The organism is Allorhizobium sp. NPDC080224 (assembly GCF_050281005.1).
Classification (GTDB): Bacteria; Pseudomonadota; Alphaproteobacteria; order Rhizobiales; family Rhizobiaceae; genus Allorhizobium.
In genome coordinates, this window is record NZ_JBNNWJ010000002.1 from 397,325 (window position 1) to 416,605 (window position 19,281).

The following is a 19,281-nucleotide window of genomic DNA, read 5'->3' on the forward strand; positions in this document are numbered from 1 at the left end:
GGACTGAGAAGCATGGCAGGGCGCGGCGACAATTCGAAGGCGAGAGCCGGCGGTGGAGTAGACACGGAGCCGATGCGCCGGGCCATCACCGGCTGCGTGCGCTCGATCGCGGGTGATCCGCAGGTCGAGGTGGCCTTTGCCAATGATCGCCCGGGGATTGCCGGCGAACGCATCCGCCTGCCGGAACTCTCCAAGCGTCCGACCGCCCATGAGCTTGCGGTGACCCGCGGTCTCGGTGACAGCATGGCGCTCCGCCTCGCTTGCCACGATCAGAAGGTCCATGCGGCACTTGCGCCGCAGGGGGTTGATGCGCGCGCCATATTCGATGCGGTCGAGCAGGCACGCGTGGAATCGCTTGGTTCGCTCCGCATGCCGGGTGTGGCCTCCAACATTCAGTCGATGAACACAGAGAAGTACGCGAAGGCCAATTTCTCGACGATCAGCCGTCAGGAAGATGCGCCGATCGGCGAAGCCGTCGCCATGCTGGTGCGCGAAAAGCTGACCGGGCAGAAGGCGCCGGAAACGGCCGGCAAGGTGCTCGACCTCTGGCGTCCTTTCATCGAGGACAAGGCCGGTGCCGACCTCGACAATCTCTCGTCCGTCATCGAAGACCAGCAGGCCTTCTCCCGCGTGATCCGCCACATGCTGTCGGCCATGGAGATGGCCGAGGACATGGGCGACGATCAGGAGCAAAGCGAGGACGAGCAATCTACCGACGAGGAGCAGCCGCGCAGCGGCGAGCAGGACCAGGAGACGTCGGAAGACGAAGCCGGTCAGGATTCTGCTCCGGCGGAAGAAAGCGAAGCCTCGCAGGAACAGCTCGATGACGGCGAGATGGACGGTGCCGAGATCTCCGAAGAGGAGATGTCGGACGAGGGCGACGATGATAGCGAGACGCCCGGCGAGATGCGCCGTCCGGCGACCCCCTTCGATGATTTCAACGAGAAGGTCGACTACAAGATCTTCACCCAGGAATTCGACGAGGAAATCACCGCCGAAGAGCTCTGCGACGAGGCGGAGCTGGAACGGCTGCGTGCCTTCCTCGACAAGCAGCTTGCGCATCTTCAGGGTGCCGTGGGCCGGCTCGCAAACCGCCTGCAGCGCCGCCTGATGGCGCAGCAGAACCGCTCCTGGGACTTCGATCTGGAAGAGGGTTATCTTGATCCGGCGCGTCTCACCCGCCTGATCATCGACCCTATGCAGCCGCTCTCCTTCAAGAAGGAGAAGGACACCAAGTTCCGCGATACTGTGGTGACGCTCGTCATCGACAATTCCGGCTCGATGCGCGGCCGTCCGATCACGGTTGCCGCCTCCTGCGCCGATATTCTTGCGCGCACGCTCGAGCGTTGCGGCGTCAAGGTCGAGATCCTCGGCTTCACCACCAAGGCCTGGAAGGGCGGACAGTCCAGAGAGAAGTGGCTCGCGGGCGGCAAGCCGCCGGCGCCCGGCCGCCTCAACGATTTGCGCCACATCATCTACAAGTCGGCAGACGCCCCCTGGCGCCGGTCGCGCCGCAATCTCGGCCTGATGATGCGTGAGGGCCTGCTCAAGGAAAACATCGACGGTGAGGCTCTGATGTGGGCGCATAACCGCCTGATCGGCCGCCGTGAGCAGCGCAAGATCCTGATGATGATCTCGGACGGCGCCCCGGTCGACGATTCGACGCTGTCGGTGAACCCCGGCAATTATCTTGAGCGGCATCTGCGCGCCGTGATCGAGCAGATCGAGACACGCTCTCCTGTCGAACTTCTGGCAATCGGTATCGGCCACGATGTGACGCGGTATTATCGCCGCGCCGTTACCATCGTTGATGCCGACGAACTGGCGGGCGCGATGACCGAACAGCTTGCCTCGCTCTTCGAGGAGAAGCCCTCCGGCGGCAGCGGCCGGGCGCGTCTGCGTGCCTGAGCGCTCAACCTATCGGCGCCGCCTCGGCCTGAGCTGTGCGCTGGCTGGCCTCCTTGCACTCTCCGCCTGTACGCCTGCGGTCATTCCCGCCGGTGAGACCTTGTCCATCCCGGTCGACAGCCGTGTGATTACCCAGCTTGGTGGCAACCCGACCATGGCGCCGGAGCTGACCTTCCTAGGGGGTGTCGAGCTCTCATCCTCCGAGCCGCTGTTTGGTGCCTTTTCGTCGATCCGGTTCCTGGACGACAAGCGCTTCCTCGGCGTGTTCGACACCGGCTACTGGATCGAGGGGCAGATCAGGCGCGATGCCGAGGGTCTGCTTGCCGGCATCGAGACTGTGAAGCTGGCGCCGCTTCTCGACGCATCCGGGCGCGAAAGCCCCTCCAAGTTCCACGTCGATGCGGAGAGCCTTGTCGTGGACGGTGATCGCGCCTTCGTCGGTTTTGAACAGCGTCACCGCGTCGTGTCCTATGAACCCCTGTCCGACCTCGGCAAGGCAGTGCCGTCGGAGCCGCTCGCCTTCCCCTTCGATCTCGATGTCCTGCGCAGCAATGGCGGTCTGGAGTCCCTGGTGCTTGCCGAAAAGGACGGTCCGCTCGGCGGTGCGCTGGTCGCGATTTCGGAGAAGAGCTACGACGACAACGGCAATATCTATGCGGCCATCCTCGGCGGTCCGCTTGCCGGCGAATTTCGTGTGCGTCCGCGTGACGACTTCGATATCACCGATGCGACTTTCCTGCCGGATGGGGATCTCCTGCTGCTCGAGCGCCGCTTCACCATCGCCAGAGGTGTGGGCATGCGTTTGCGCCGCGTCGATGGGGACAGCATTCGACCGGATGCTGTTCTCGATGGCGAGATCCTGTTCGAGGCCAATTACCGATCCCAGATCGACAATATGGAAGGCATCGATGCCATCCCCGAGCCCGATGGCTCCGTCCGGCTGATCGTCGTCTCCGACGACAACCATTCGATCCTGCAGCGAACCTTGATGCTGGAGTTCCGGCTCTCCGCGCCGCAGTCCTGACGTCTTCAACCTGGAAAACGAAACAGCCCCGGTTTCCCGAGGCTGTTGTCGATCTCTTGAATTCGCTGCTGTCAGGCCGTGCGCGACGCTGTCGGCATGGGCCGGACGACACTCATCAGCGCGCCGTAGGGCAGGAGCATGATGAAGCCGATCAGCATCTTCACGCCGAAGTCGGCGATCGCCCAGGAGATCCAGCGTGGCGCTTCTGTCGACATCACGCCGAGGATCGGGGCTGCGGCAATCGCGAAGTCGTCGTTCGGGCCGATGAAGCCGAAGACGGGTGCGAAGGACAGGGAGAAGAAGATGATCGTGTCGAGCACGGAGCCGATCAGCGAGCCCATCAGCGGCGCCTTCCACCAGGTCTGCTGGCGCAGCCGGTTGAAAACCGAGATGTCGAGCAGCTGGCCGACGAGGAAGGCCGAGCCCGACGCAATCGCGATGCGCGGCGTAGCCAGCAGGATCGACAGGAGAACGCCTGCGATGAAGCCGACGAGAACGACGCGGCGTGCAACCTGAGGGCCGAACTGACGATTGGTCAGGTCGGTGACGAGGAAGGCGATCGGATAGGTGAAGGCACCGAAGGTCAGGAGGTCGGCAAGATTGATGCCGGCCAGAACGCCATCGACCGGGTGCTGGACGAGGAAGTTCGAGGCGACGACGATTGTCGTCATCAGCAGGCTGTAGGCAAAGAAATAGCGCTTGTTCAGCATTTTTTTATCCTGGGTGATGCCACCAGTTGGAGGGACAAAAATGTAACGGTGAGGCGGCATGCGAGGCTCTCGCCCCTCAGCATACCTCAAACGAAAAGGCTTGCCCGGCGTGCCGGTCAAGCCTTTCGAAAGTCTGGCCCAATGACGCTATTAAGCGGCTTCGGCGGTCTTCTTGACGATCTGGCGACGCAGCAGACGAGCGCGCATGCTCAGTTCGGTTTCGGAAGCCTTGATCAGGAATGCGTCGAGACCACCGCGATGCTCGACCGTGCGCAGGGCAGCAGCCGAAACGCGCAGGCGGAAGCGCTGGTTCAGAGCGTCCGAGATCAGCGTGACGTCGCACAGGTTCGGAAGAAACCGGCGCTTGGTCTTGTTGTTCGCGTGGCTCACGTTGTTGCCCGACTGGACGCCCTTGCCGGTCAATTCGCAACTGCGGGACATGGTACACCTATTGTTTTTCTAGGCCATCGCATCGCTTCCGGCCAAATGCCGGCGAGGCAATCCAACAGCGTCTGATTGGAAAGTTGCGGTTCTATAGTCAGTGAGAACCGGCGCGTCAAGCCAAACCTTGGATTTTCCGGGCGGCAGGGCAGGTGTAGGATATTTTCTTGCCACAGTCCACGGCGAGACTGCATGTTCTAGAGGCCGGTCCGCCGGCATTCCGATGATGGAGATGGCATTTGCGTCCGACCGGCTTCCTTACCGCCTTTCTCGCCCTGCTCGCCGGTGGCGCCGGGGCTGCCGAATATCGCTACGACACGTCCTACAAGGTTTCTCTGGGTGTCTTGCCAATTGCGCGCATGACCTTCCAGACGGCCGTCGAAAACGAGCGATACACGATTTCCGGCCAGTTTCATTCGTCGAGCCTCGTCGACATCGTGCGCGAGGTGTCTGCCAATAGCACCGTGTCCGGCCGCATGTCCGGCGGCGCCATGAACCCGGAGCGCTATGTGCTCGACTACAAGAGCGGCAAGCGCAATCACATCTACGAGGTGCTTTTCGCTGGCGGCAATGTGGTGGAAACTAAGGTCACGCCGGAGCGGCCGAAACCGGATACCTGGGTGCCCGTCCAGCCGGGTGACCTGAAGTCGGTCCTCGATCCGATCGGCGCTCTCCTCCTCCCTGGAAATGCGGATGTCTGCGGCCAGACGCTGCCCGTCTATGACGGCGAAAGCCGCATGGATCTCGTTCTCTCGCCGAACCGCTCCGCGACCTTTTCTGCCGGCAGTGCCAAAGGCGAGGCCATCGTCTGTTCGGTCCGCTATGTGCCGAAGTCCGGTTACCGTCAGGGCCGCAAGGACATCGAATATATGAAGTCGGTGAGCGGCATGGAGATCTGGTTTGCCAAGACCGCGACGCTGCAGCTATATGCTCCTGTCTATGCGAGGATCCCGACCCGCTACGGAACCGTGCATGTGACGGCAGAAAAGTTCGACGGCTAGTTTCAGCGGGCGAGCCCCGCATCAGGGGATTTCATGAAGACCAAGGCAACGCTCATCGGGTTCACCGCGATCCTGATGTGGTCCTTCCTCGCGCTGATGACGGCGGCCTCCGGCACCATGCCGCCCTTCCAGCTTTCGGCCATCACCTTTGCGATCGGCAGCCTGCCCGGCATCCTGTTGTTCATGGCGCGGCCGGAACGGTTGAAGGAGCTTCGCCAGCCGCCGAAGGTCTGGCTAGCCGGCGTCGGTGGCCTCTTCGGCTATCATTTTCTCTATTTCACCGCACTCCGGAATGCGCCGGCCGTCGAGGCCGGTCTGATCGCCTATCTCTGGCCGCTCCTGATCGTCGTTGGTTCGGCGCTCCTGCCGGGTGAGAGACTTGGCTGGCACCATATCGTCGGTGCTTTGTGCGGTCTCGCCGGTACTACGCTCATCGTCGGCAAGAACGGTTTCGCTTTCGACCCGGCCTATAGCCTCGGCTATTTCACCGCCTTGCTCTGCGCCTTCACCTGGGCCGCCTATTCGCTTGTCAGCCGCAAGTTCGAGAAGGTATCAACCGATGTCGTCACCGGCTTCTGCCTTGCGACATCGGCTCTCTCGCTTCTCTGCCATCTCGCGCTCGAAACCACCGTCTGGCCGGATACGACGGCGCAATGGGCCGCGGTGATCGGCCTTGGGCTGCTTCCGGTCGGGCTCGCCTTCTATGTCTGGGATTATGGTGTGAAGAATGGTGACATCCAGATCCTCGGCGTTTCCAGCTATGCCGCGCCGCTTCTGTCCACGCTGATTCTGATCATTTTTGGGTTTGGCGAGATTAGCGTCAGAATTGGCCTTTCATGCCTGCTTATCACAGGTGGCGCTGTGCTCGCGGCTCGCGATATGGTTTTCCGCAAATCGGAGCGCGCGACCTGACGGGAGATTGAATGGCCACTGCGACCGGCATCCTCTGGCTTTCGGTCGCGCTCGGTACCAGCTATCTCTGGATCCTGCCGCGGGAGAAAACAGTGTTCCGGGCCGTCTGGAAGACGTTGCCTGTCCTGCTTCTCGCTCTCTATGCCTATGCCGTCGGCGCCCATCCGCTGCTGGTTGCCGCCCTTTTGTTCGGAGCCCTTGGCGACTGGTCGCTCGCCTTTGAGGGAGACCGCGCCTTTGTCGGGGGTGTTGCCGCCTTTCTGAGCGCCCATATTGCTTATGTGGCGTTGCTCGCGACCCTCACCGACCTGGAGATTGCCTTCGCCCAGCCTTGGCGGGTGAGCGCCGGCGCGCTTGTCGCGATCCTGACCTTCGGCGTGCTGATGCGCATCTGGAAGCCTGCCGGACGACTGGCGGTGCCCATCGGCGTCTATGTCTTCTTGTTCATGGTGCTGGTCTGGTTGACGCTTGGCATCAACGATCCATTCGTTTTTGTCGGCGCCGCGCTGTTCATCATGTCGGACATCGTGCTGACGATCCGCAAATACTGGACGGGCCCCGATCACCCGATCGATGGCATGGCCGCCTACTTCGTCTGGGTGACCTATTATGCAGCGCAGGTGATCCTGACGCTGACGCTGTCCGAGGTCTGATTGGCGGGCTTATGCGCCCGGTGCCCAGCCTGGCGGCGCCATTTCGAAAGCGGAAAAGTCGAAGCCGGGCGCTACGGTGCAGCCGACAAGGGTAAACTCGCCGAGACTTTCCGCCGCCTGCCATTCATCGGCATCAATGATCGCCTGAGGACGCTGACCGGCTGCGAGATCGAGCCCCAGCACGACCGTCTCCTGCGTCACGCCGTCCTTCGAACGGTGCAGGGCAAGTGGCGCACCGGCATAGAAGTGCCAGGCCTCCGCGGCATCCTTGACCTTATGCCAGTGAGACCGTTCGCCTGCCTGAAGGAGATAGTAGATCGCCGTCGAATGGCCGCGGGGACCGCCGTGTTCGTCGCGATAGGTTTCCACATACCAGCCACCCTCGGGATGGCGCTGCATGCCGAGGATCTCGATGATGTCGGCTGCCTGCATCAGAAAGAGTCCTTGCGCTTGCGGATTTCCGCGAAGACCTCGTCGTTCGTCGCGCCCTCCATGCCGAGCGTGCGGCGGATATCCGGGTCGCCGGCGCGCAGGAAGGGATTGGTTTCCTTCTCCAGGCCGATGGTCGTCGGGATGGTGAAGTCGCCACGCTTGCGCTGCATTTCGATCAGTTCGGCGCGGGATCTGAGCCGGGCATTTTCCGGATCGACCGTCAAAGCGAAACGGGCATTGGAGAGTGTGTATTCATGGCCGAAATAGACAATGGTCTCGTCGGGCAGCGACGCAAGCTTCTGCAGGGAATGCCACATGTCTAGCGCCGACCGCTCGAAGAGGCGTCCGCAGCCGAGGGCGAAGAGCGTGTCGGCGGCAAAGAGCAGCATATCCTCGGGCAGGTAGTAGCAGATGTGCCCCGCCGTGTGGCCCGGCGTCTCGATCACCCGCACCGGTCGCTTGGCAAAGGTGAACTCGTCTCCGTCGCCCACGGTGCGATCAATGCCGGGGATCACCGCCGCCTCGTTGCGCGGCCCGATGATCTCGCAGCCGTATTTCTCCTTCAGTGCCAGATTGGCCTCGACATGGTCACCGTGGTGATGGGTCGTGAAGACATGAGTGATCGTCCAGCCCCGCTTCTCCGCCGATGCCACGATTGGACCGAATTCCGGTGCGTCGATCGACGCAGTCTCCCCGGTTTCCGGGCAATGCAGGAGCACGCCGAAGTTGTCACTTCGGCAGAGGAATACCTCGATCTGCAGTGATTTCATTGTCGACCCGCTTTTTATGTCCCACCTCGTTGCCGGGAATGTACCCTCTTGCAGCTTGAAGTCCAAGGATGGGCTGCTAACAATAAGTTCATGCATGTCGATATCGTCGATCTAAGGCAGTTTTATTATACGATGCTCGGCCGCGTGGCGGAGCAATCGGTTGCCTTGGCGATTTCCTCGGTCTGGGCGCGCCTGCCGCAGGAACGGCTTGTAGGCCTCGGCTACTGTATTCCCTTTCTCGAACGCTTCCGTGCCGACACCGAGCGCACCATGGCCTTCATGCCGGCAGGGCAGGGCGCGGTGAACTGGCCGGTCGGCGAACCCTCGGCCACGGCGCTGGTCTTCGACGAGGAACTGCCTCTACCCGATAGTTCGGTCGACCGCGTTCTCATGGTTCATTCCCTCGAATTCGCCGAGAATCCGCGCGAAACGCTGAAGGAAGTCTGGCGCGTGCTGGCACCCGGCGGCCGCCTCGTCATCGTCGTACCCAATCGTCGTGGTGTCTGGGCACGCATGGAGCACACGCCCTTCGGTTCGGGCCGTCCCTATTCGCGCGGCCAGCTCACCGCGCTGCTGCGCGAGACCAACTTCACACCCGGCGCTTCGGCAGAGGCCTTGTTCTTCCCGCCGTCGAAGATCCGTGCAGTCCTGCGCCTTCGCCGCGGCTTCGAGCGGCTTGGCCGGGTTCTCTGGCCGGCCTTTTCCGGTGTCATCGTCGTCGAGGCGCAGAAGCGGCTCTATCAGGGACTGCCCGTTGCCGCGCGTGCTTCGCGCCGCGTCTTTGCGCCTGTGCTCGCACCACAGGGCGTGCCGACGACCCGCAATCGGTCTACCGAGGTCTGAAAAGCGTAGAGTGTCGGATGTCCCCTCGCCAGGCTGCGGCGCTCGCCAGCCTCGACAAAGCGCGTTTTCCGCAGTAATCCCAATCCCATGTGAAGGGGTGGCCTCTTGCCATCCGATGGCCGGGAATGCGCCTCATGAACGCCTCGACGAAGCCGACACCCCGTGCCGGGGTCATGGAGATCGCCGCCTATGTTCCTGGCAAGGACCATGCGGGCGGGGCTTCCCGCGTCTTCAAGCTGTCGTCCAATGAAACGCCGGTGGGTCCAAGCCCGAAGGCCATGGACGCTTTTCGAATGGCGGCTGAAACGCTTGAGATCTATCCCGACGGACAGGCGCGCGTGCTGCGTGATGCGATCGCCGAGGTGCATGGGCTTAACCCGGCCAACATCCTCTGCGGCAATGGTTCGGGCGAGTTGCTGGCTCTGCTCGCCAACATTTATCTCGGACCCGGCGACGAAGCCATCATCACCGAACATGGCTTCCTGCTCTACCGCATCCAGATCCTGGCTGCCGGCGGCACGCCCGTGACGGTCATGGAAACCGATCGGCGCGTCGACGTCGATGCGATCCTTGCCGCCGTCTCCGCGCGCACGAAGATCGTCTTCCTCACCAATCCCGGCAACCCGACCGGCACCTATGTGCCCTATGCCGATATCAAGCGGCTGCATGCGGAGCTTCCGCCGCATGTCATCCTCGTGCTCGACGCCGCCTATGCCGAATATGTCCGCCGCAACGATTATGAGGCCGGTATCGAGCTGGTCTCCGCCAACCGCAACGTCGTGATGACCCGGACCTTCGCCAAGGTCTATGGGCTGGCATCGTTGCGCATCGGCTGGATCTACGGCCCTGCCGAAATCATCGATGCCATGAACCGGGTGCGTGGGCCGTTTAACATCAACACGCCGGCGCTTTTCGCCGGAGCCGCCGCCATGCGCGACCAGCCCCATGTGGCCAAGGCCGTCGAACACAATCAAATCTGGCTCGCCCGGGTCTCGGAAGCGCTCACCGCTCTCGGCCTGGAGGTCACGCCCTCGGTCACGAATTTCATCCTGATCCACTTCCCTGATCAGGACAGAAAGCGGGCATCCGATGCCGATGCTTTCCTCACATCGCGTGGCTTCGTCTTGCGCGCCGTCTCGTCCTATGGTTTTCCCAATGCACTCCGCATGACGATCGGCAGCGAGGAGGCCAATACCGGCGTGATCGCTGCCCTCACCGAATTCATGGAACGCACCTGATGTCTGAAATCCTGTTCGATCGCATCGCCCTGATCGGTATCGGCCTCATCGGCTCGTCGATCGCAAGAGACGTGAAGAAGCTCGGCCTGGCGAAAGAGGTTGTGATCTCGACCCGCAGCCCTGAGACGCTGAAGCGGGCGGAAGAACTGGAGCTCGGCACGGCTTATGTGGCGTCTGCCGCCGATGCCGTGAAGGATGCCGATCTGGTCATCGTCTCCGTGCCGGTCGGCGCCTCGGAAGCGGTGGCGCAGCAGATCGCACCCAACCTGAAACCCGGCGCCATCGTTACCGATGTCGGCTCGACCAAGGCATCCGTCATCGCGCAGATGGCGCCGCATATGCCAGACGGCGTGCATTTCATTCCCGGACATCCGCTGGCGGGTACGGAGAAGTCCGGTCCCGACGCCGGCTTTCCAGGTCTCTTCAAGGGCCGCTGGTGCATCTTCACGCCGCTCGCAGGCACAGACGCCGAGGCTATGGCCCGACTGCGCGGTTTTTGGGAAGCCTTGGGTTCAATGTGTGACGAGATGGATCCGCAGCACCACGACAAGGTGCTCGCCATCGTTTCGCATTTGCCGCACATCATCGCCTACAACATCGTCGGCACGGCGGATGATCTGGAAGCGGTGACGGAATCGGAAGTCATCAAGTATTCCGCTTCGGGTTTCCGCGATTTCACGCGTCTGGCCGCCTCGGACCCGACCATGTGGCGGGATGTCTGCCTGCACAACAAGGATGCGATCCTGGAAATGCTGGCGCGCTTTTCGGAGGACCTTGCCTATCTGCAGCGGGCGATCCGCTGGGGCGAAGGGGACAAGCTGTTCGAACTCTTTTCGCGCACCCGCACCATACGCCGTTCCATCGTTCAGGCAGGCCAGGATGTCGACGTGCCGGACTTCGGCCGTCACGCGCTCGACAAGTGAGCCAATTCCGCCGCCTTAAAGCGGCGGGATCTGTCCAAGCGGAATGAAGCCAAGAGATGCCACGCCGTTCTGGATGGTGATCTCGGCTTCGCTGTCGTCCCGGCCGAAGGCGAGCGCCCTAAGCACGTTGGCGACATTGTCGATCATGCTGGCTTGTTCCGGATAGGCCGTCTTCATGGCATCGCGCCAGGCACGGACCTGTTCGACCTGCAGTTTGATCCGCCCCGAGATCAGGCCGTCCTCACCCACTTCGAAGGGGCCGCTCATCGTCAGCACGCGCCCTTCTCCCATGTCGACCACCATGCGGCGGATTTCGCCCCTGGTGCCGTAAAGCTTCTGCTCCTGTGCCACACGCGGATCGAGCAATCCGCCCTTGTCGGCAAACGTCGTATCAAGACTTGTAGAAATCGGAGGCAGCGCGATCCTGGTGCCGCCAATCGAGACCGACATATCGCGGACCAGTGTCGCGTAGTCGAGATTGCCATCGTTCTGGCGGACATGCGACTGGGCGCTCGGCGCCGTCATCTGCACCTGCAGGTTCGACACGGTCGAGGTGACCGTCGCACTCAGCCCTTCCATCATCAGGGAGCTGCGAGACAGACCGGATAGGCCGATACGGAAGCTCGACTGCATGTTGGTCCAGTCGATGGCGGTGTTGAAGCCAAGCGCCGAGCGGATTTCCGCCGGCCCGTCCAGCTCCCAGACAACATGACCGGGATTGTAGATCTGGGCTGCCGCGCGCATCGGGCCGAAGGAGGCGGCCACGCCCTGGAAGTGATCGTCGAAGGCAAGTCGCGTGCAGTTCAGCCGGAAGCGGAAGGGATAACCTCCGAGCGTCGCATCCTCGCATGTCGCGGTCACGCCGGCCGGATTTCCGCCGCCGAAGAAGGTCAGAATGCGTTTCTTCAGAAATTCCGCAGCAAAATACCAGCCGACACTATAGACAGCGATGACGAGGACGATCAAAACGCCGAGCCGGACAACCTTTCGGCTGATCGTGCTTTCCGGCGCGGTCGACATGGCCATGGGATGCTCCTCGTTGCGATCACTTCACGTGTCTTGGATTGGCGTGCGATATGGACGAATTTTGGGTCTTTGGCTACGGATCGCTGATGTGGAATCCGGGCTTTCCCTATGAAGAAAGAGTGCTTGCCCGGCTCGGCGGTTATCGTCGATCTCTCTGCGTCCGCTCCTATGTTCACCGCGGTACCGAAGATCGGCCCGGACTGGTGCTGGGGCTCGACCGGGGCGGCTCCTGCAAGGGCGTCGCGTTCCGTGTCGCGCCATCTTCGTGGCAAACCACCGTTGACTACCTTCGCGAACGCGAACTGGTCACCAGCGTCTATCTCGAGCGCCACGTCCGCACCCAGCTTTCCGACGGCCGCTCTGTCCGGGCGCTCACCTACGTCATCGATCGGGCCCACCCGCAATATGCAGGCGCCGTCACGGTCGAGGAGGCGGCGCAGATCGTCGAGGGCGCCGTCGGTCGCTCTGGTCCCAATCCGGTCTATGTCGCCAATACCGTCGCCCATCTCAGGGAAATCGGCATCCGCGACCACTGGCTTGAGAGCGTGGCTTCCGCCATCACCGCGAACGGAGCCTGAAGCCCCAAACGCATTCCTGTCTTGAATGCGCTTAGAGCGCTCCAAGTTCCTTCAGCCTGTTCACCGCTGTGGGAGGCAGCGGCAGCTGCGGGTTTTCCTTGGCCGTCTTGATCAGCAATTCGTCGCTTGCCGCTTCCAGCCGCTCCATCAGGGTTGCCTGCATGACGTCGGGATCGAGACCCGGCTCGATCGGCGGCAGGATGCGGACGACGAAGTGACCCGGAAAGCGTAGGAACTTGCGGCGCGGCCAGAAGAGACCGGGATGCATGGCGACGGGCACGACGGGCACGTTGATGTCGCGGTAGAGACGGGCGATGCCATATTTGTATTCCGGCGGCGCGCCCGGCGGGCGGCGGGTGCCCTCGGGATAGATGATCAGCTGGCGACCATTGGCCATTTCCAACTTGGTCCGTTCGATCACTTGAGCCATGACCTTGCCCTTGGCGCCGCGATTGACCGGGATCATCCGCTGCTTGGCGACATACCAGCCGAAGACCGGGATCCACATCAGCTCGCGCTTCAGGATGTAGACCGGATCATCCAGCCAGGGAAGCAGCGCATAGGTGTCCCAGAAGGACTGATGCTTCGGCGCCAGGATATAGCCGCCGCTCTTTGGAATGTTCTCCAGTCCTTCGACCGTAAACGTCGTGCCGACGATCTTCTCCATCAGCCAGTGATTGGCGCGTGCCCAGTCCTTCGGCACGAAGAAGGCCCTCTTGCGCGGCAGCAGGAAGTAGATCGGCGACAGCACGATCATCCTGAGGATGAGGTTCGCGTAAAAGGCGATGTTGAAAAGAATGGAACGCAGGGCAATCATGTCGTGGGGCTCTCGAGGGCGGGCGAAACCGTCATTAGAGCAAAAGTCCCGCCAGCAAAAGCGCTAGCTTCTTCTTGCTGGTCAGGATGTGCGGCCAGATTCGGTGATTTCTCCGTCCGGACGCAGGCCCTGATCACGGCTCCATCCGGTCACGCCCCTGACATAGGCAATCACCGTCTTCCCGTATTCGGCCAGCATGGTGCGCATCGCATCCGGCTCGCTGTACCAGGCGCGCGTCTTCAGATCGGCATTGACCACGGGATAGCCGATGAATTCGGTGTCCGGATCGCTGCGGCGCAATTCCATCAGGCTGCGGGAGAGATGGTAGTTGCTGGTGACGACCAGGATGGAGCGATAGCCCTTGTCACGGATCCAGATCGCCGTCTCGTTGGCATTGCCGATCGTGTCGATCGCGGCATAGCCGATATCGACGCAGCAGTCGAAGAGGTCGGGCGAGGTGCGCGTCGCCTTGCGGATCTGCCCCGCGGTAGTCGAGGGATTGACCCCCGAGATCAGAAGTCTTTCGCCGTAACCGCGCTTCAGAAGATCGATCGCCTGCTCGATACGCTGGTACCCTCCGGTCAGAACGACGATCGCATCCGCCTTCACCGTCTCGGGCGGACGCATGTTGCTCACCGAATCAGCGAAGATCAGAAAGCCGGCCACCAGCACTGCGGCACTGAGGATCACGAGCATCCCGCCATAGCGCAAAGCCCGGCGTATCAGGCCTTTGCGCGCAAAGAGGCCGTCTCCGGAAGGAGGGCGGTCGCCGTCACGCAGCGGTTGATTCGAGGTCATCCGATCCATGCTCATAGCCCGTGAATAGCCGGGATTTCCCACAGCGAACAGGCGGCTTTAAGGCAAGTCAACATGCGAGATTTCATCAATCGTCGAGAAGGCCGTCCGTGCGGGCCGGATCGGAGCGAATGAGATCGATTTCATAGATCGTGCGCATGACCGTCAGGCGCGCCGTGATGGTGGTCAGAAGCGCGATCACGATCATCGTCGCGAAGATGCCGAGATAGCCACCCCAGCCGATCGTGAAGGTACCGAAGAGTGCCGTCGCCTGGTCGCTTTCCGGTGTTGCCAGCGAGCGGCTTTGCCAGAAACTGGCAAGTGCAAAAAAGCTTGCTGCCAGCACGGCTCCGACGGCTGCGCCCTTCATGCTGATCTTCAGAAAGTGTTTCTGAAACTCCTGGGCGACGAAGCTGCCCTCCGCGCCGACGAAATGCAGCACCTCGATTATGTGGCGATTGCCCGACAAGGCACCGCGCGTCGCAAAGACCACCGTCAGCACCATCGCGGTGAAGACGAGGATCAGGATGCCCGAGCCGATCAGCACCGTCGTGCGGGCCATCTGCACCAGCCGGTCGACCCAGGTGCGATGGTCGTCGAGGAAGGCCTGTGGCACTTCTTCATTCAGAAGCGCGCGCATGGCGTCGAAGTCTGGCGGATTGGTCTCGTCGATGGTGATCACGATCAGCCGTGGAACGGGCAGGTCTTCGAGGTTGAGCCCCGTGCCGAGCCAGGGTTCGAGCAGGCGCGCGGTCGCCCCGTCATCCATGATCTGGCCGTCACGCGTGCCAACGAAGGTGAGCGCCAGATCGCGCGCCTTGACGAGCGCGGCGCCCATGTCCAGGCCTTCTTCGGGTTTGATCTGGATGGTGATCTCGCGAGAGATCTCGCTCTGCCAGCCGGCGGCCGTGGCGCGAACCATGGAGACACCGCCCAGTGTCAGGCAGGCGAGGAAGGCCATGATGGCGATCACCACCATCAGCGCATTGCCCTGGATGTTCGACGGCGGCAGGATCGGACCTGTCGGCCTCACCGTCATCTCGATGCGGCGCTTCTTTTGACCAGGCGTCTGGTTTGGGTTCTGGGGGATCTCATTCATAGATGTCGAGCCGCCCGTCGGTGAGGATCATGCGGCGTGCATCCACCTGGTCCATCAAGGCCAGATCATGGGTGGCAATCACCACCGCCGTGCCGAGACGGTTGAGCTCCAGGAAGAGGCTCAGGAGCCGGCGTGCCATGGGCGGATCGACATTGCCTGTCGGTTCGTCTGCGAGGAGGATCTCCGGCCGGTCGATCAGCGCGCGGGCAATGGCCACGCGCTGCTTCTCGCCACCCGAAAGCACCGGCGGCAGCACGTTGATGCGCTCGCCGAGGCCCACCCATTTCAAGAGTTCAATGACATCCTGCTTGTAGGTCTGTTCGGCTTTGCCGCGTACGCGCAAGGGGAGCGCCACGTTCTCATAGGTCGTCAGGTGGTCGAGCAGGCGGAAATCCTGAAAGACGATGCCGACGCGACGACGGAGCATCGGCAGTTCATTGCGGGGTATGCTGGTGATATCGCGGCCAAAGCTCTTGATCAGTCCGCGCGTCGGCTGCAGCGACATGAAGAGCAGACGTAGAAGCGTCGTCTTGCCGGCGCCCGACGGGCCGGTCAGGAACTGGAAGGACCCCTTCGGCAGGTCGAAGGTCAGGTCGCGGAGGATCTCCGGTCCCATCCCATAGCGCAGGCCGACATTTTCGAAATGGATCAAAGGGGGCCCAGTCTGACGTGTCCGAGGTCTGGGGCGCGTAAACGACGATCGTAAACGGCCGGTAAACATGCCCCGGGACGCCTGGCTTTCTCAGCCGTCTTTCCGAAGCATTAACCAATTGAATTTACGACTGGTGAGGATTCGTTTCAACCGCCGACTTTCGGGGTATCCGATTTTGGCTGTGCGAAAGGTCCGCACACATGAGCGCTTTCCGTTACCAGAAGCAGGCCGCCGCCGCGGACCTCGATCTCCTGCCGCCGGATCGTGCCCGCCGCCGGATCGATCACCAGCACCAGCGTGCCGCGCGTCACGAAGTCGTCGATGCGCAGTTCGTCACGGTCCGTGAGACCCCGAAGGCATCGCCGCGCCCGGCTGCATCCGCGTCTTCCGCATCACTAACTCCCGATCTGCGCGCGATCCTCCGCACCGCAGTCTACGCCATCGAACAGCGTCTGCAACGGCTGTCGGACGTCGCTTTCTCCCTTCTGGTGGCGATTGCCTTCGTTTCCATCTTCTCGCTTGCCGGGCAGTTGGTCTTCGGCGGCAGTGAGCATCCGGAGATTGCCGCCAAGCCGCTTGACTTCACGCATGTCAACCTGACGCCACAGGACCGCAACGGGATGCGTGTTCTCCTGCTCAATGCCATCGTCGAGAACCGCACCGCCCGGGAAGTGTCGGTGCCCAAGCTTCGTGCCGATCTTCTCCTCGACGGACAGGTGATCGCCAGCACCTATATCGAGCCGCCGGTAGCGAGCCTGGATGGCGGCGAGAGCCGCGGTATCGTCACCCGTCTCCAGCATCCCGGTGGAAAAACGCCGGAAGTCCGGCTTTCCTTCGAAGAGTCGGGTGCCTAAGCCCTTGCCAGTGTGCTAAGGCCCTTGCCTTTCCGGCATGCCGCCGGCCATGGACCTGAGGTCGACAAGCAAGGAGTTCCCCATGCCCGTAGTTCGCGGAAAGAACATCGAACCTCTCTTTACCGCCGAGCAGATCCGGCAGCGCAATCTGGAACTCGCCCAGGATATCATCAAGGGCCCCTGCGACGATCTTCTGGTCATCTCGGTGCTGAAGGGCTCCTTCATCTTCGCTGCCGACCTCATTCGTGCGTTGCATGATGTGGGTCTTGCTCCCGAGGTCGAGTTCATCACCCTGTCCAGCTATGGCACAGGCACGGTCTCCCAGGGCGTAAAGATCATCAAGGACATCGACAGCGACGTGAAGGGGCGCAACATCCTCCTGATCGACGATATTCTGGAGTCCGGCCGCACCCTGCTTTTCGCCAAGGAACTGATGTTCGAGCGGGGTGCCGCCAATGTCACGATCGCCGTGCTTCTCGACAAGAAAGTGAAGCGAAAAGAACAGTTTGAGGCTGACTATGTCGGCTTCGAATGCCCCGACTATTTCGTCGTGGGCTACGGCATGGATGTGGCCTATGCCTTCCGCGAACTGCCCTTCGTCGGCGTCGTCACCGGAGACGCGTGAGCCATCTCGAAACGGAACATCTCGCCATCTGATGGCAGTGACCTGTTAACCATCGCGCCGGACGACCAGTCCGGCGTTTACCACTCGACAAGGAAAGTCTGGTGATTTGCCTCTCGCAAGGCTCAAAGGACGCGGGAGAAGACTTCAACCATGGCGAGAATCCTCATCACCGAAGACGAAGACTCCCTGCGCTCCTTCGTGGCGCGCGCGTTGCGCCTGGATGGTCACGAGACGCATGAGGCTGCCGATGGCGCCGAAGGGCTGGAAAAGCTCTCCGAAGGGGCCTTTGACCTGCTTCTGTCGGATATCCGCATGCCCGTCATGGACGGCATCGAGCTCGCGCACCGCGCCCATTCCGAATTTCCGGCGATGAAGATCCTGCTGATGACCGGCTATGCCGAACAGCGGGAGCGCGCCGACGACCTCTCGGCGAAGATCGTCGATGTCGTCTCCAAGCCCTTTGCTCTGCCCGATATCCGCAAGGCCGTCGCGTCGGCGCTCGCCGGCTGACCTCTTCTCCCTCAAGCGTTCTTCGCCGCCGGTGATAGTCCATCCACATAGCGCCTGCACATCAGCACGAGTTGTTGCATGACGGCTGCGGCCTCAGTGTCTGCAAGTTCCCGTTCGAAGGCATTTCGGACTGCGCCAAAGATCACCGTGACCAGGGTCCGATTGATCGTTTTGATATCCGCAAAGCGCATGTCACTCGCCGTCTCCAGCATGGCGATTGTCGCCTTGTCCACCCTGCGGGCGAAGCGATCGATCAGTGCTGCGTTGTCGAGGTCTGCCACCGAGCGGTAGAGGGCACGCGTCACCTCCGGCCTTTCGGTCTTGGCCCGCCAATAGGTTTCGATCAAGGCTTCGACCATTGCGCCGGCCGGCGCGCCGTGTTGCTCGCGACATGTCGCCTCGATCTTCTCGGCCAGCCGTTCCAGATAGCGTTCGTTGAGCGCATGGATCAGCGCCTGCTTTTGCGGAAAATACTGATACATGGTGCCGACCGAAACGCCGGCGCGTTCGGCCACGCGGGTGGTCGTCAGGCGGTGCGGTCCGTCGCTCAGCAAAACCTGAATGGTTGCCTCGTAGATCGCGTCAACCGTCGCGGCCGCGCGGGCCTGACGCGGCCTTTTGCGGGGTGTTAGAGACTGTGGCGTGACTTGTGCCAAATGCGAATCCTCAAACTGAATGATCCTTCATATTATGCTGGTTCATCGTCAGCTTAGGAAGGACCCGTCATGACAGACAGATCGATTGCCCTCGTCACCGGCGCAAACAAAGGGATAGGATTGGAGATTTCGCGGCAACTGGCCGCCGCAGGCGTCCATGTCATCATGGCGGCGCGCGACCCGAGAAAGCTCGTCGCCGAAGCCAAGGATCTCGCCCGGATGGGGCGTTCCGTCTCGACCGTCGCCCTCGACCTCCTCGACCGGGCCTCCATCGACGCGGCCACACGGTCCGTCGCTGAGGCGTTCGGCCGGCTCGACATCCTCGTCAATAATGCCGGCATATTCGATCCGGCAGATGGCCCGCCGGACACGGCATCGCTCGATGCTGTGAGGCGGGTGGTGGACACGAATTTTCTGGGCACGCTTTCGGTCACGCAGGCCATGCTGCCGCTGTTGCGGCAGTCCTCGGAAGGACGGATCGTCAACCTCGCCAGTTCACTCGGGTCACTCGCGGTCAACAAAGACCCGAGCTCGCCCTACTACGCGGCTCGCTTCATCGGCTACAACGCTTCCAAGGCTGCACTGAACATGCTGACGGTGCAGCTTCATGAGACGTTGAAGGGTGAAGGCATCGCCGTGAACTCGGTGAGCCCCGGCTTCGTGAAAACCGACCTGACGGGCCAGGGGATCATGACGCCGGAAGAGGGGGCTCGGCTACCCGTGGAATTTGCCCTCGGCTTGCGGCAGGGATCTGGCGGTTTCCACGAACCGGACGGCGTGACTCCCTGGTGATCTGAGAACGCTCTCCAGTGAG

23 protein-coding genes are annotated in these 19,281 nt (G+C 61.9%); 13 read left to right on the top strand and 10 right to left on the bottom strand.

Annotation, left to right across the window (positions count from 1 at the left end; genetic code table 11):
• Positions 1-12: 12 nt before the first annotated feature.
• Both cobT and ACQKP1_RS20220 read left to right on the top strand, forming a co-directional pair.
• Positions 13-1,908 carry a cobaltochelatase subunit CobT gene (gene cobT / locus ACQKP1_RS20215; RefSeq protein ID WP_427276735.1) on the top strand — a complete coding sequence of 632 codons (1,896 nt, stop codon included), beginning with the start codon at positions 13-15 and terminating at the stop codon, positions 1,906-1,908.
• Complete coding sequence (locus ACQKP1_RS20220) at positions 1,901-2,932, top strand: esterase-like activity of phytase family protein (RefSeq protein WP_427276736.1); 1,032 nt, start codon at positions 1,901-1,903, stop codon at positions 2,930-2,932. The genes cobT and ACQKP1_RS20220 overlap by 8 nt, the downstream gene beginning before the upstream one ends.
• 71 nt (positions 2,933-3,003) lie before the next feature.
• On the opposite strand, the gene ACQKP1_RS20225 is transcribed toward ACQKP1_RS20220, so the two are convergent.
• Both ACQKP1_RS20225 and rpmB read right to left on the bottom strand, forming a co-directional pair.
• The gene (locus tag ACQKP1_RS20225) at positions 3,004-3,642 is read right to left on the bottom strand and encodes a VUT family protein (protein WP_427276737.1); all 639 of its coding nucleotides are present in this window, start codon (positions 3,640-3,642) and stop codon (positions 3,004-3,006) included.
• A gap of 150 nt (positions 3,643-3,792) precedes the next feature.
• Positions 3,793-4,083, bottom strand: a complete 291-nt coding sequence (gene rpmB, locus ACQKP1_RS20230) for a 50S ribosomal protein L28 (protein WP_006724535.1) — start codon at positions 4,081-4,083, stop codon at positions 3,793-3,795.
• Positions 4,084-4,322: 239 nt separating this feature from the next.
• Between rpmB and ACQKP1_RS20235 the strand changes: the two genes are divergently transcribed.
• The 3 genes from ACQKP1_RS20235 to ACQKP1_RS20245 are packed head-to-tail and all read left to right on the top strand — an operon-like array spanning position 4,323 to position 6,649.
• Complete coding sequence (locus tag ACQKP1_RS20235; RefSeq protein ID WP_427276738.1) at positions 4,323-5,084, top strand: DUF3108 domain-containing protein; 762 nt, start codon at positions 4,323-4,325, stop codon at positions 5,082-5,084.
• 33 nt (positions 5,085-5,117) lie between these two features.
• Positions 5,118-5,996 (top strand): aromatic amino acid exporter YddG, encoded by an 879-nt coding sequence (gene yddG, locus ACQKP1_RS20240; RefSeq protein WP_427276739.1) that lies wholly within the window; start codon positions 5,118-5,120, stop codon positions 5,994-5,996.
• Positions 5,997-6,007: 11 nt separating this feature from the next.
• Positions 6,008-6,649: a lysoplasmalogenase gene (locus tag ACQKP1_RS20245; protein WP_427276740.1), complete on the top strand. Its 642-nt coding sequence runs from the start codon at positions 6,008-6,010 to the stop codon at positions 6,647-6,649.
• A gap of 9 nt (positions 6,650-6,658) precedes the next feature.
• Here ACQKP1_RS20245 and ACQKP1_RS20250 read toward each other — a convergent pair whose 3' ends face one another.
• Positions 6,659-7,081, bottom strand: coding sequence for a cupin domain-containing protein (locus ACQKP1_RS20250; RefSeq protein ID WP_427276741.1), 423 nt, complete (start codon positions 7,079-7,081; stop codon positions 6,659-6,661).
• Entirely contained in the window at positions 7,081-7,851 is a 771-nt protein-coding gene (gene gloB, locus ACQKP1_RS20255; RefSeq protein ID WP_427276742.1) for a hydroxyacylglutathione hydrolase, read from the bottom strand. Before gloB ends, ACQKP1_RS20250 begins: the two co-directional genes overlap by 1 nt.
• 90 nt (positions 7,852-7,941) lie before the next feature.
• On the opposite strand from gloB, the gene ACQKP1_RS20260 reads away from it, so the two are divergent.
• From ACQKP1_RS20260 to ACQKP1_RS20270, 3 genes are all read left to right on the top strand, one after another.
• Positions 7,942-8,694, top strand: a complete 753-nt coding sequence (locus tag ACQKP1_RS20260) for a class I SAM-dependent methyltransferase (RefSeq protein WP_427276743.1) — start codon at positions 7,942-7,944, stop codon at positions 8,692-8,694.
• Positions 8,695-8,828: 134 nt separating this feature from the next.
• Positions 8,829-9,932 (top strand): histidinol-phosphate transaminase, encoded by a 1,104-nt coding sequence (gene hisC, locus ACQKP1_RS20265; RefSeq protein ID WP_427276744.1) that lies wholly within the window; start codon positions 8,829-8,831, stop codon positions 9,930-9,932.
• Positions 9,914-10,855 (top strand): prephenate/arogenate dehydrogenase family protein, encoded by a 942-nt coding sequence (locus ACQKP1_RS20270; protein ID WP_427276809.1) that lies wholly within the window; start codon positions 9,914-9,916, stop codon positions 10,853-10,855. Before hisC ends, ACQKP1_RS20270 begins: the two co-directional genes overlap by 19 nt.
• A gap of 15 nt (positions 10,856-10,870) precedes the next feature.
• Here the strand turns inward: ACQKP1_RS20270 and ACQKP1_RS20275 are convergent, their stop codons facing one another.
• The gene (locus tag ACQKP1_RS20275) at positions 10,871-11,881 is read right to left on the bottom strand and encodes a DUF2125 domain-containing protein (protein WP_427276745.1); all 1,011 of its coding nucleotides are present in this window, start codon (positions 11,879-11,881) and stop codon (positions 10,871-10,873) included.
• A gap of 50 nt (positions 11,882-11,931) precedes the next feature.
• Between ACQKP1_RS20275 and ACQKP1_RS20280 the strand changes: the two genes are divergently transcribed.
• The gene (locus ACQKP1_RS20280; protein ID WP_427276746.1) at positions 11,932-12,459 is read left to right on the top strand and encodes a gamma-glutamylcyclotransferase; all 528 of its coding nucleotides are present in this window, start codon (positions 11,932-11,934) and stop codon (positions 12,457-12,459) included.
• Positions 12,460-12,490: 31 nt separating this feature from the next.
• Here ACQKP1_RS20280 and ACQKP1_RS20285 read toward each other — a convergent pair whose 3' ends face one another.
• The 4 genes from ACQKP1_RS20285 to ftsE all read right to left on the bottom strand — a co-directional run bounded on the left by ACQKP1_RS20285 (position 12,491) and on the right by ftsE (position 15,822).
• Positions 12,491-13,276, bottom strand: a complete 786-nt coding sequence (locus tag ACQKP1_RS20285) for a lysophospholipid acyltransferase family protein (RefSeq protein WP_427276747.1) — start codon at positions 13,274-13,276, stop codon at positions 12,491-12,493.
• 81 nt (positions 13,277-13,357) lie between these two features.
• Positions 13,358-14,074 (bottom strand): YdcF family protein, encoded by a 717-nt coding sequence (locus ACQKP1_RS20290; protein WP_427276748.1) that lies wholly within the window; start codon positions 14,072-14,074, stop codon positions 13,358-13,360.
• An 85-nt stretch (positions 14,075-14,159) separates the two neighbouring features.
• Positions 14,160-15,170 (bottom strand): cell division protein FtsX, encoded by a 1,011-nt coding sequence (locus tag ACQKP1_RS20295; RefSeq protein ID WP_427276749.1) that lies wholly within the window; start codon positions 15,168-15,170, stop codon positions 14,160-14,162.
• Complete coding sequence (ftsE, locus tag ACQKP1_RS20300) at positions 15,163-15,822, bottom strand: cell division ATP-binding protein FtsE (protein ID WP_054149910.1); 660 nt, start codon at positions 15,820-15,822, stop codon at positions 15,163-15,165. The genes ACQKP1_RS20295 and ftsE overlap by 8 nt, the downstream gene beginning before the upstream one ends.
• A 200-nt stretch (positions 15,823-16,022) precedes the next feature.
• Between ftsE and ACQKP1_RS20305 the strand changes: the two genes are divergently transcribed.
• The 3 genes from ACQKP1_RS20305 (at position 16,023) to ACQKP1_RS20315 (ending at position 17,811) form a co-directional block, all read left to right on the top strand.
• Entirely contained in the window at positions 16,023-16,676 is a 654-nt protein-coding gene (locus tag ACQKP1_RS20305) for a hypothetical protein (protein WP_427276750.1), read from the top strand.
• 82 nt (positions 16,677-16,758) lie between these two features.
• Positions 16,759-17,301, top strand: a complete 543-nt coding sequence (gene hpt, locus ACQKP1_RS20310; RefSeq protein ID WP_006724552.1) for a hypoxanthine phosphoribosyltransferase — start codon at positions 16,759-16,761, stop codon at positions 17,299-17,301.
• A 150-nt stretch (positions 17,302-17,451) separates the two neighbouring features.
• Complete coding sequence (locus ACQKP1_RS20315; protein WP_006724553.1) at positions 17,452-17,811, top strand: response regulator; 360 nt, start codon at positions 17,452-17,454, stop codon at positions 17,809-17,811.
• A gap of 11 nt (positions 17,812-17,822) precedes the next feature.
• Here the strand turns inward: ACQKP1_RS20315 and ACQKP1_RS20320 are convergent, their stop codons facing one another.
• Positions 17,823-18,467, bottom strand: a complete 645-nt coding sequence (locus tag ACQKP1_RS20320; protein WP_427276751.1) for a TetR/AcrR family transcriptional regulator — start codon at positions 18,465-18,467, stop codon at positions 17,823-17,825.
• Between the two features lie 69 nt (positions 18,468-18,536).
• Here ACQKP1_RS20320 and ACQKP1_RS20325 point away from each other — a divergent pair, with 69 nt between their 5' ends.
• Positions 18,537-19,259, top strand: coding sequence for an SDR family oxidoreductase (locus tag ACQKP1_RS20325; RefSeq protein WP_427276752.1), 723 nt, complete (start codon positions 18,537-18,539; stop codon positions 19,257-19,259).
• The last annotated feature ends 22 nt before the right edge of the window (positions 19,260-19,281 follow it).

What these genes read in the sequence shown, in the direction of transcription:
- gloB (WP_427276742.1), bottom strand. Translation starts at nt 7,851, where the DNA reads ATGAAATCACTGCAGATCGAGGTATTCCTCTGCCGAAGTGACAACTTC.
- ACQKP1_RS20280 (WP_427276746.1), top strand. Translation starts at nt 11,932, where the DNA reads ATGGACGAATTTTGGGTCTTTGGCTACGGATCGCTGATGTGGAATCCG.
- ACQKP1_RS20285 (WP_427276747.1), bottom strand. Translation starts at nt 13,276, where the DNA reads ATGATTGCCCTGCGTTCCATTCTTTTCAACATCGCCTTTTACGCGAAC.
- ACQKP1_RS20305 (WP_427276750.1), top strand. Translation starts at nt 16,023, where the DNA reads ATGAGCGCTTTCCGTTACCAGAAGCAGGCCGCCGCCGCGGACCTCGAT.
- ACQKP1_RS20325 (WP_427276752.1), top strand. Translation starts at nt 18,537, where the DNA reads ATGACAGACAGATCGATTGCCCTCGTCACCGGCGCAAACAAAGGGATA.
- ACQKP1_RS20290 (WP_427276748.1), bottom strand. Translation starts at nt 14,074, where the DNA reads ATGACCTCGAATCAACCGCTGCGTGACGGCGACCGCCCTCCTTCCGGA.
- ACQKP1_RS20225 (WP_427276737.1), bottom strand. Translation starts at nt 3,642, where the DNA reads ATGCTGAACAAGCGCTATTTCTTTGCCTACAGCCTGCTGATGACGACA.
- ACQKP1_RS20250 (WP_427276741.1), bottom strand. Translation starts at nt 7,081, where the DNA reads ATGCAGGCAGCCGACATCATCGAGATCCTCGGCATGCAGCGCCATCCC.
- ACQKP1_RS20260 (WP_427276743.1), top strand. Translation starts at nt 7,942, where the DNA reads ATGCATGTCGATATCGTCGATCTAAGGCAGTTTTATTATACGATGCTC.
- rpmB (WP_006724535.1), bottom strand. Translation starts at nt 4,083, where the DNA reads ATGTCCCGCAGTTGCGAATTGACCGGCAAGGGCGTCCAGTCGGGCAAC.
- cobT (WP_427276735.1), top strand. Translation starts at nt 13, where the DNA reads ATGGCAGGGCGCGGCGACAATTCGAAGGCGAGAGCCGGCGGTGGAGTA.
- hpt (WP_006724552.1), top strand. Translation starts at nt 16,759, where the DNA reads ATGCCCGTAGTTCGCGGAAAGAACATCGAACCTCTCTTTACCGCCGAG.
- yddG (WP_427276739.1), top strand. Translation starts at nt 5,118, where the DNA reads ATGAAGACCAAGGCAACGCTCATCGGGTTCACCGCGATCCTGATGTGG.
- ACQKP1_RS20245 (WP_427276740.1), top strand. Translation starts at nt 6,008, where the DNA reads ATGGCCACTGCGACCGGCATCCTCTGGCTTTCGGTCGCGCTCGGTACC.
- ACQKP1_RS20295 (WP_427276749.1), bottom strand. Translation starts at nt 15,170, where the DNA reads ATGAATGAGATCCCCCAGAACCCAAACCAGACGCCTGGTCAAAAGAAG.
- ACQKP1_RS20315 (WP_006724553.1), top strand. Translation starts at nt 17,452, where the DNA reads ATGGCGAGAATCCTCATCACCGAAGACGAAGACTCCCTGCGCTCCTTC.
- ACQKP1_RS20275 (WP_427276745.1), bottom strand. Translation starts at nt 11,881, where the DNA reads ATGGCCATGTCGACCGCGCCGGAAAGCACGATCAGCCGAAAGGTTGTC.
- hisC (WP_427276744.1), top strand. Translation starts at nt 8,829, where the DNA reads ATGAACGCCTCGACGAAGCCGACACCCCGTGCCGGGGTCATGGAGATC.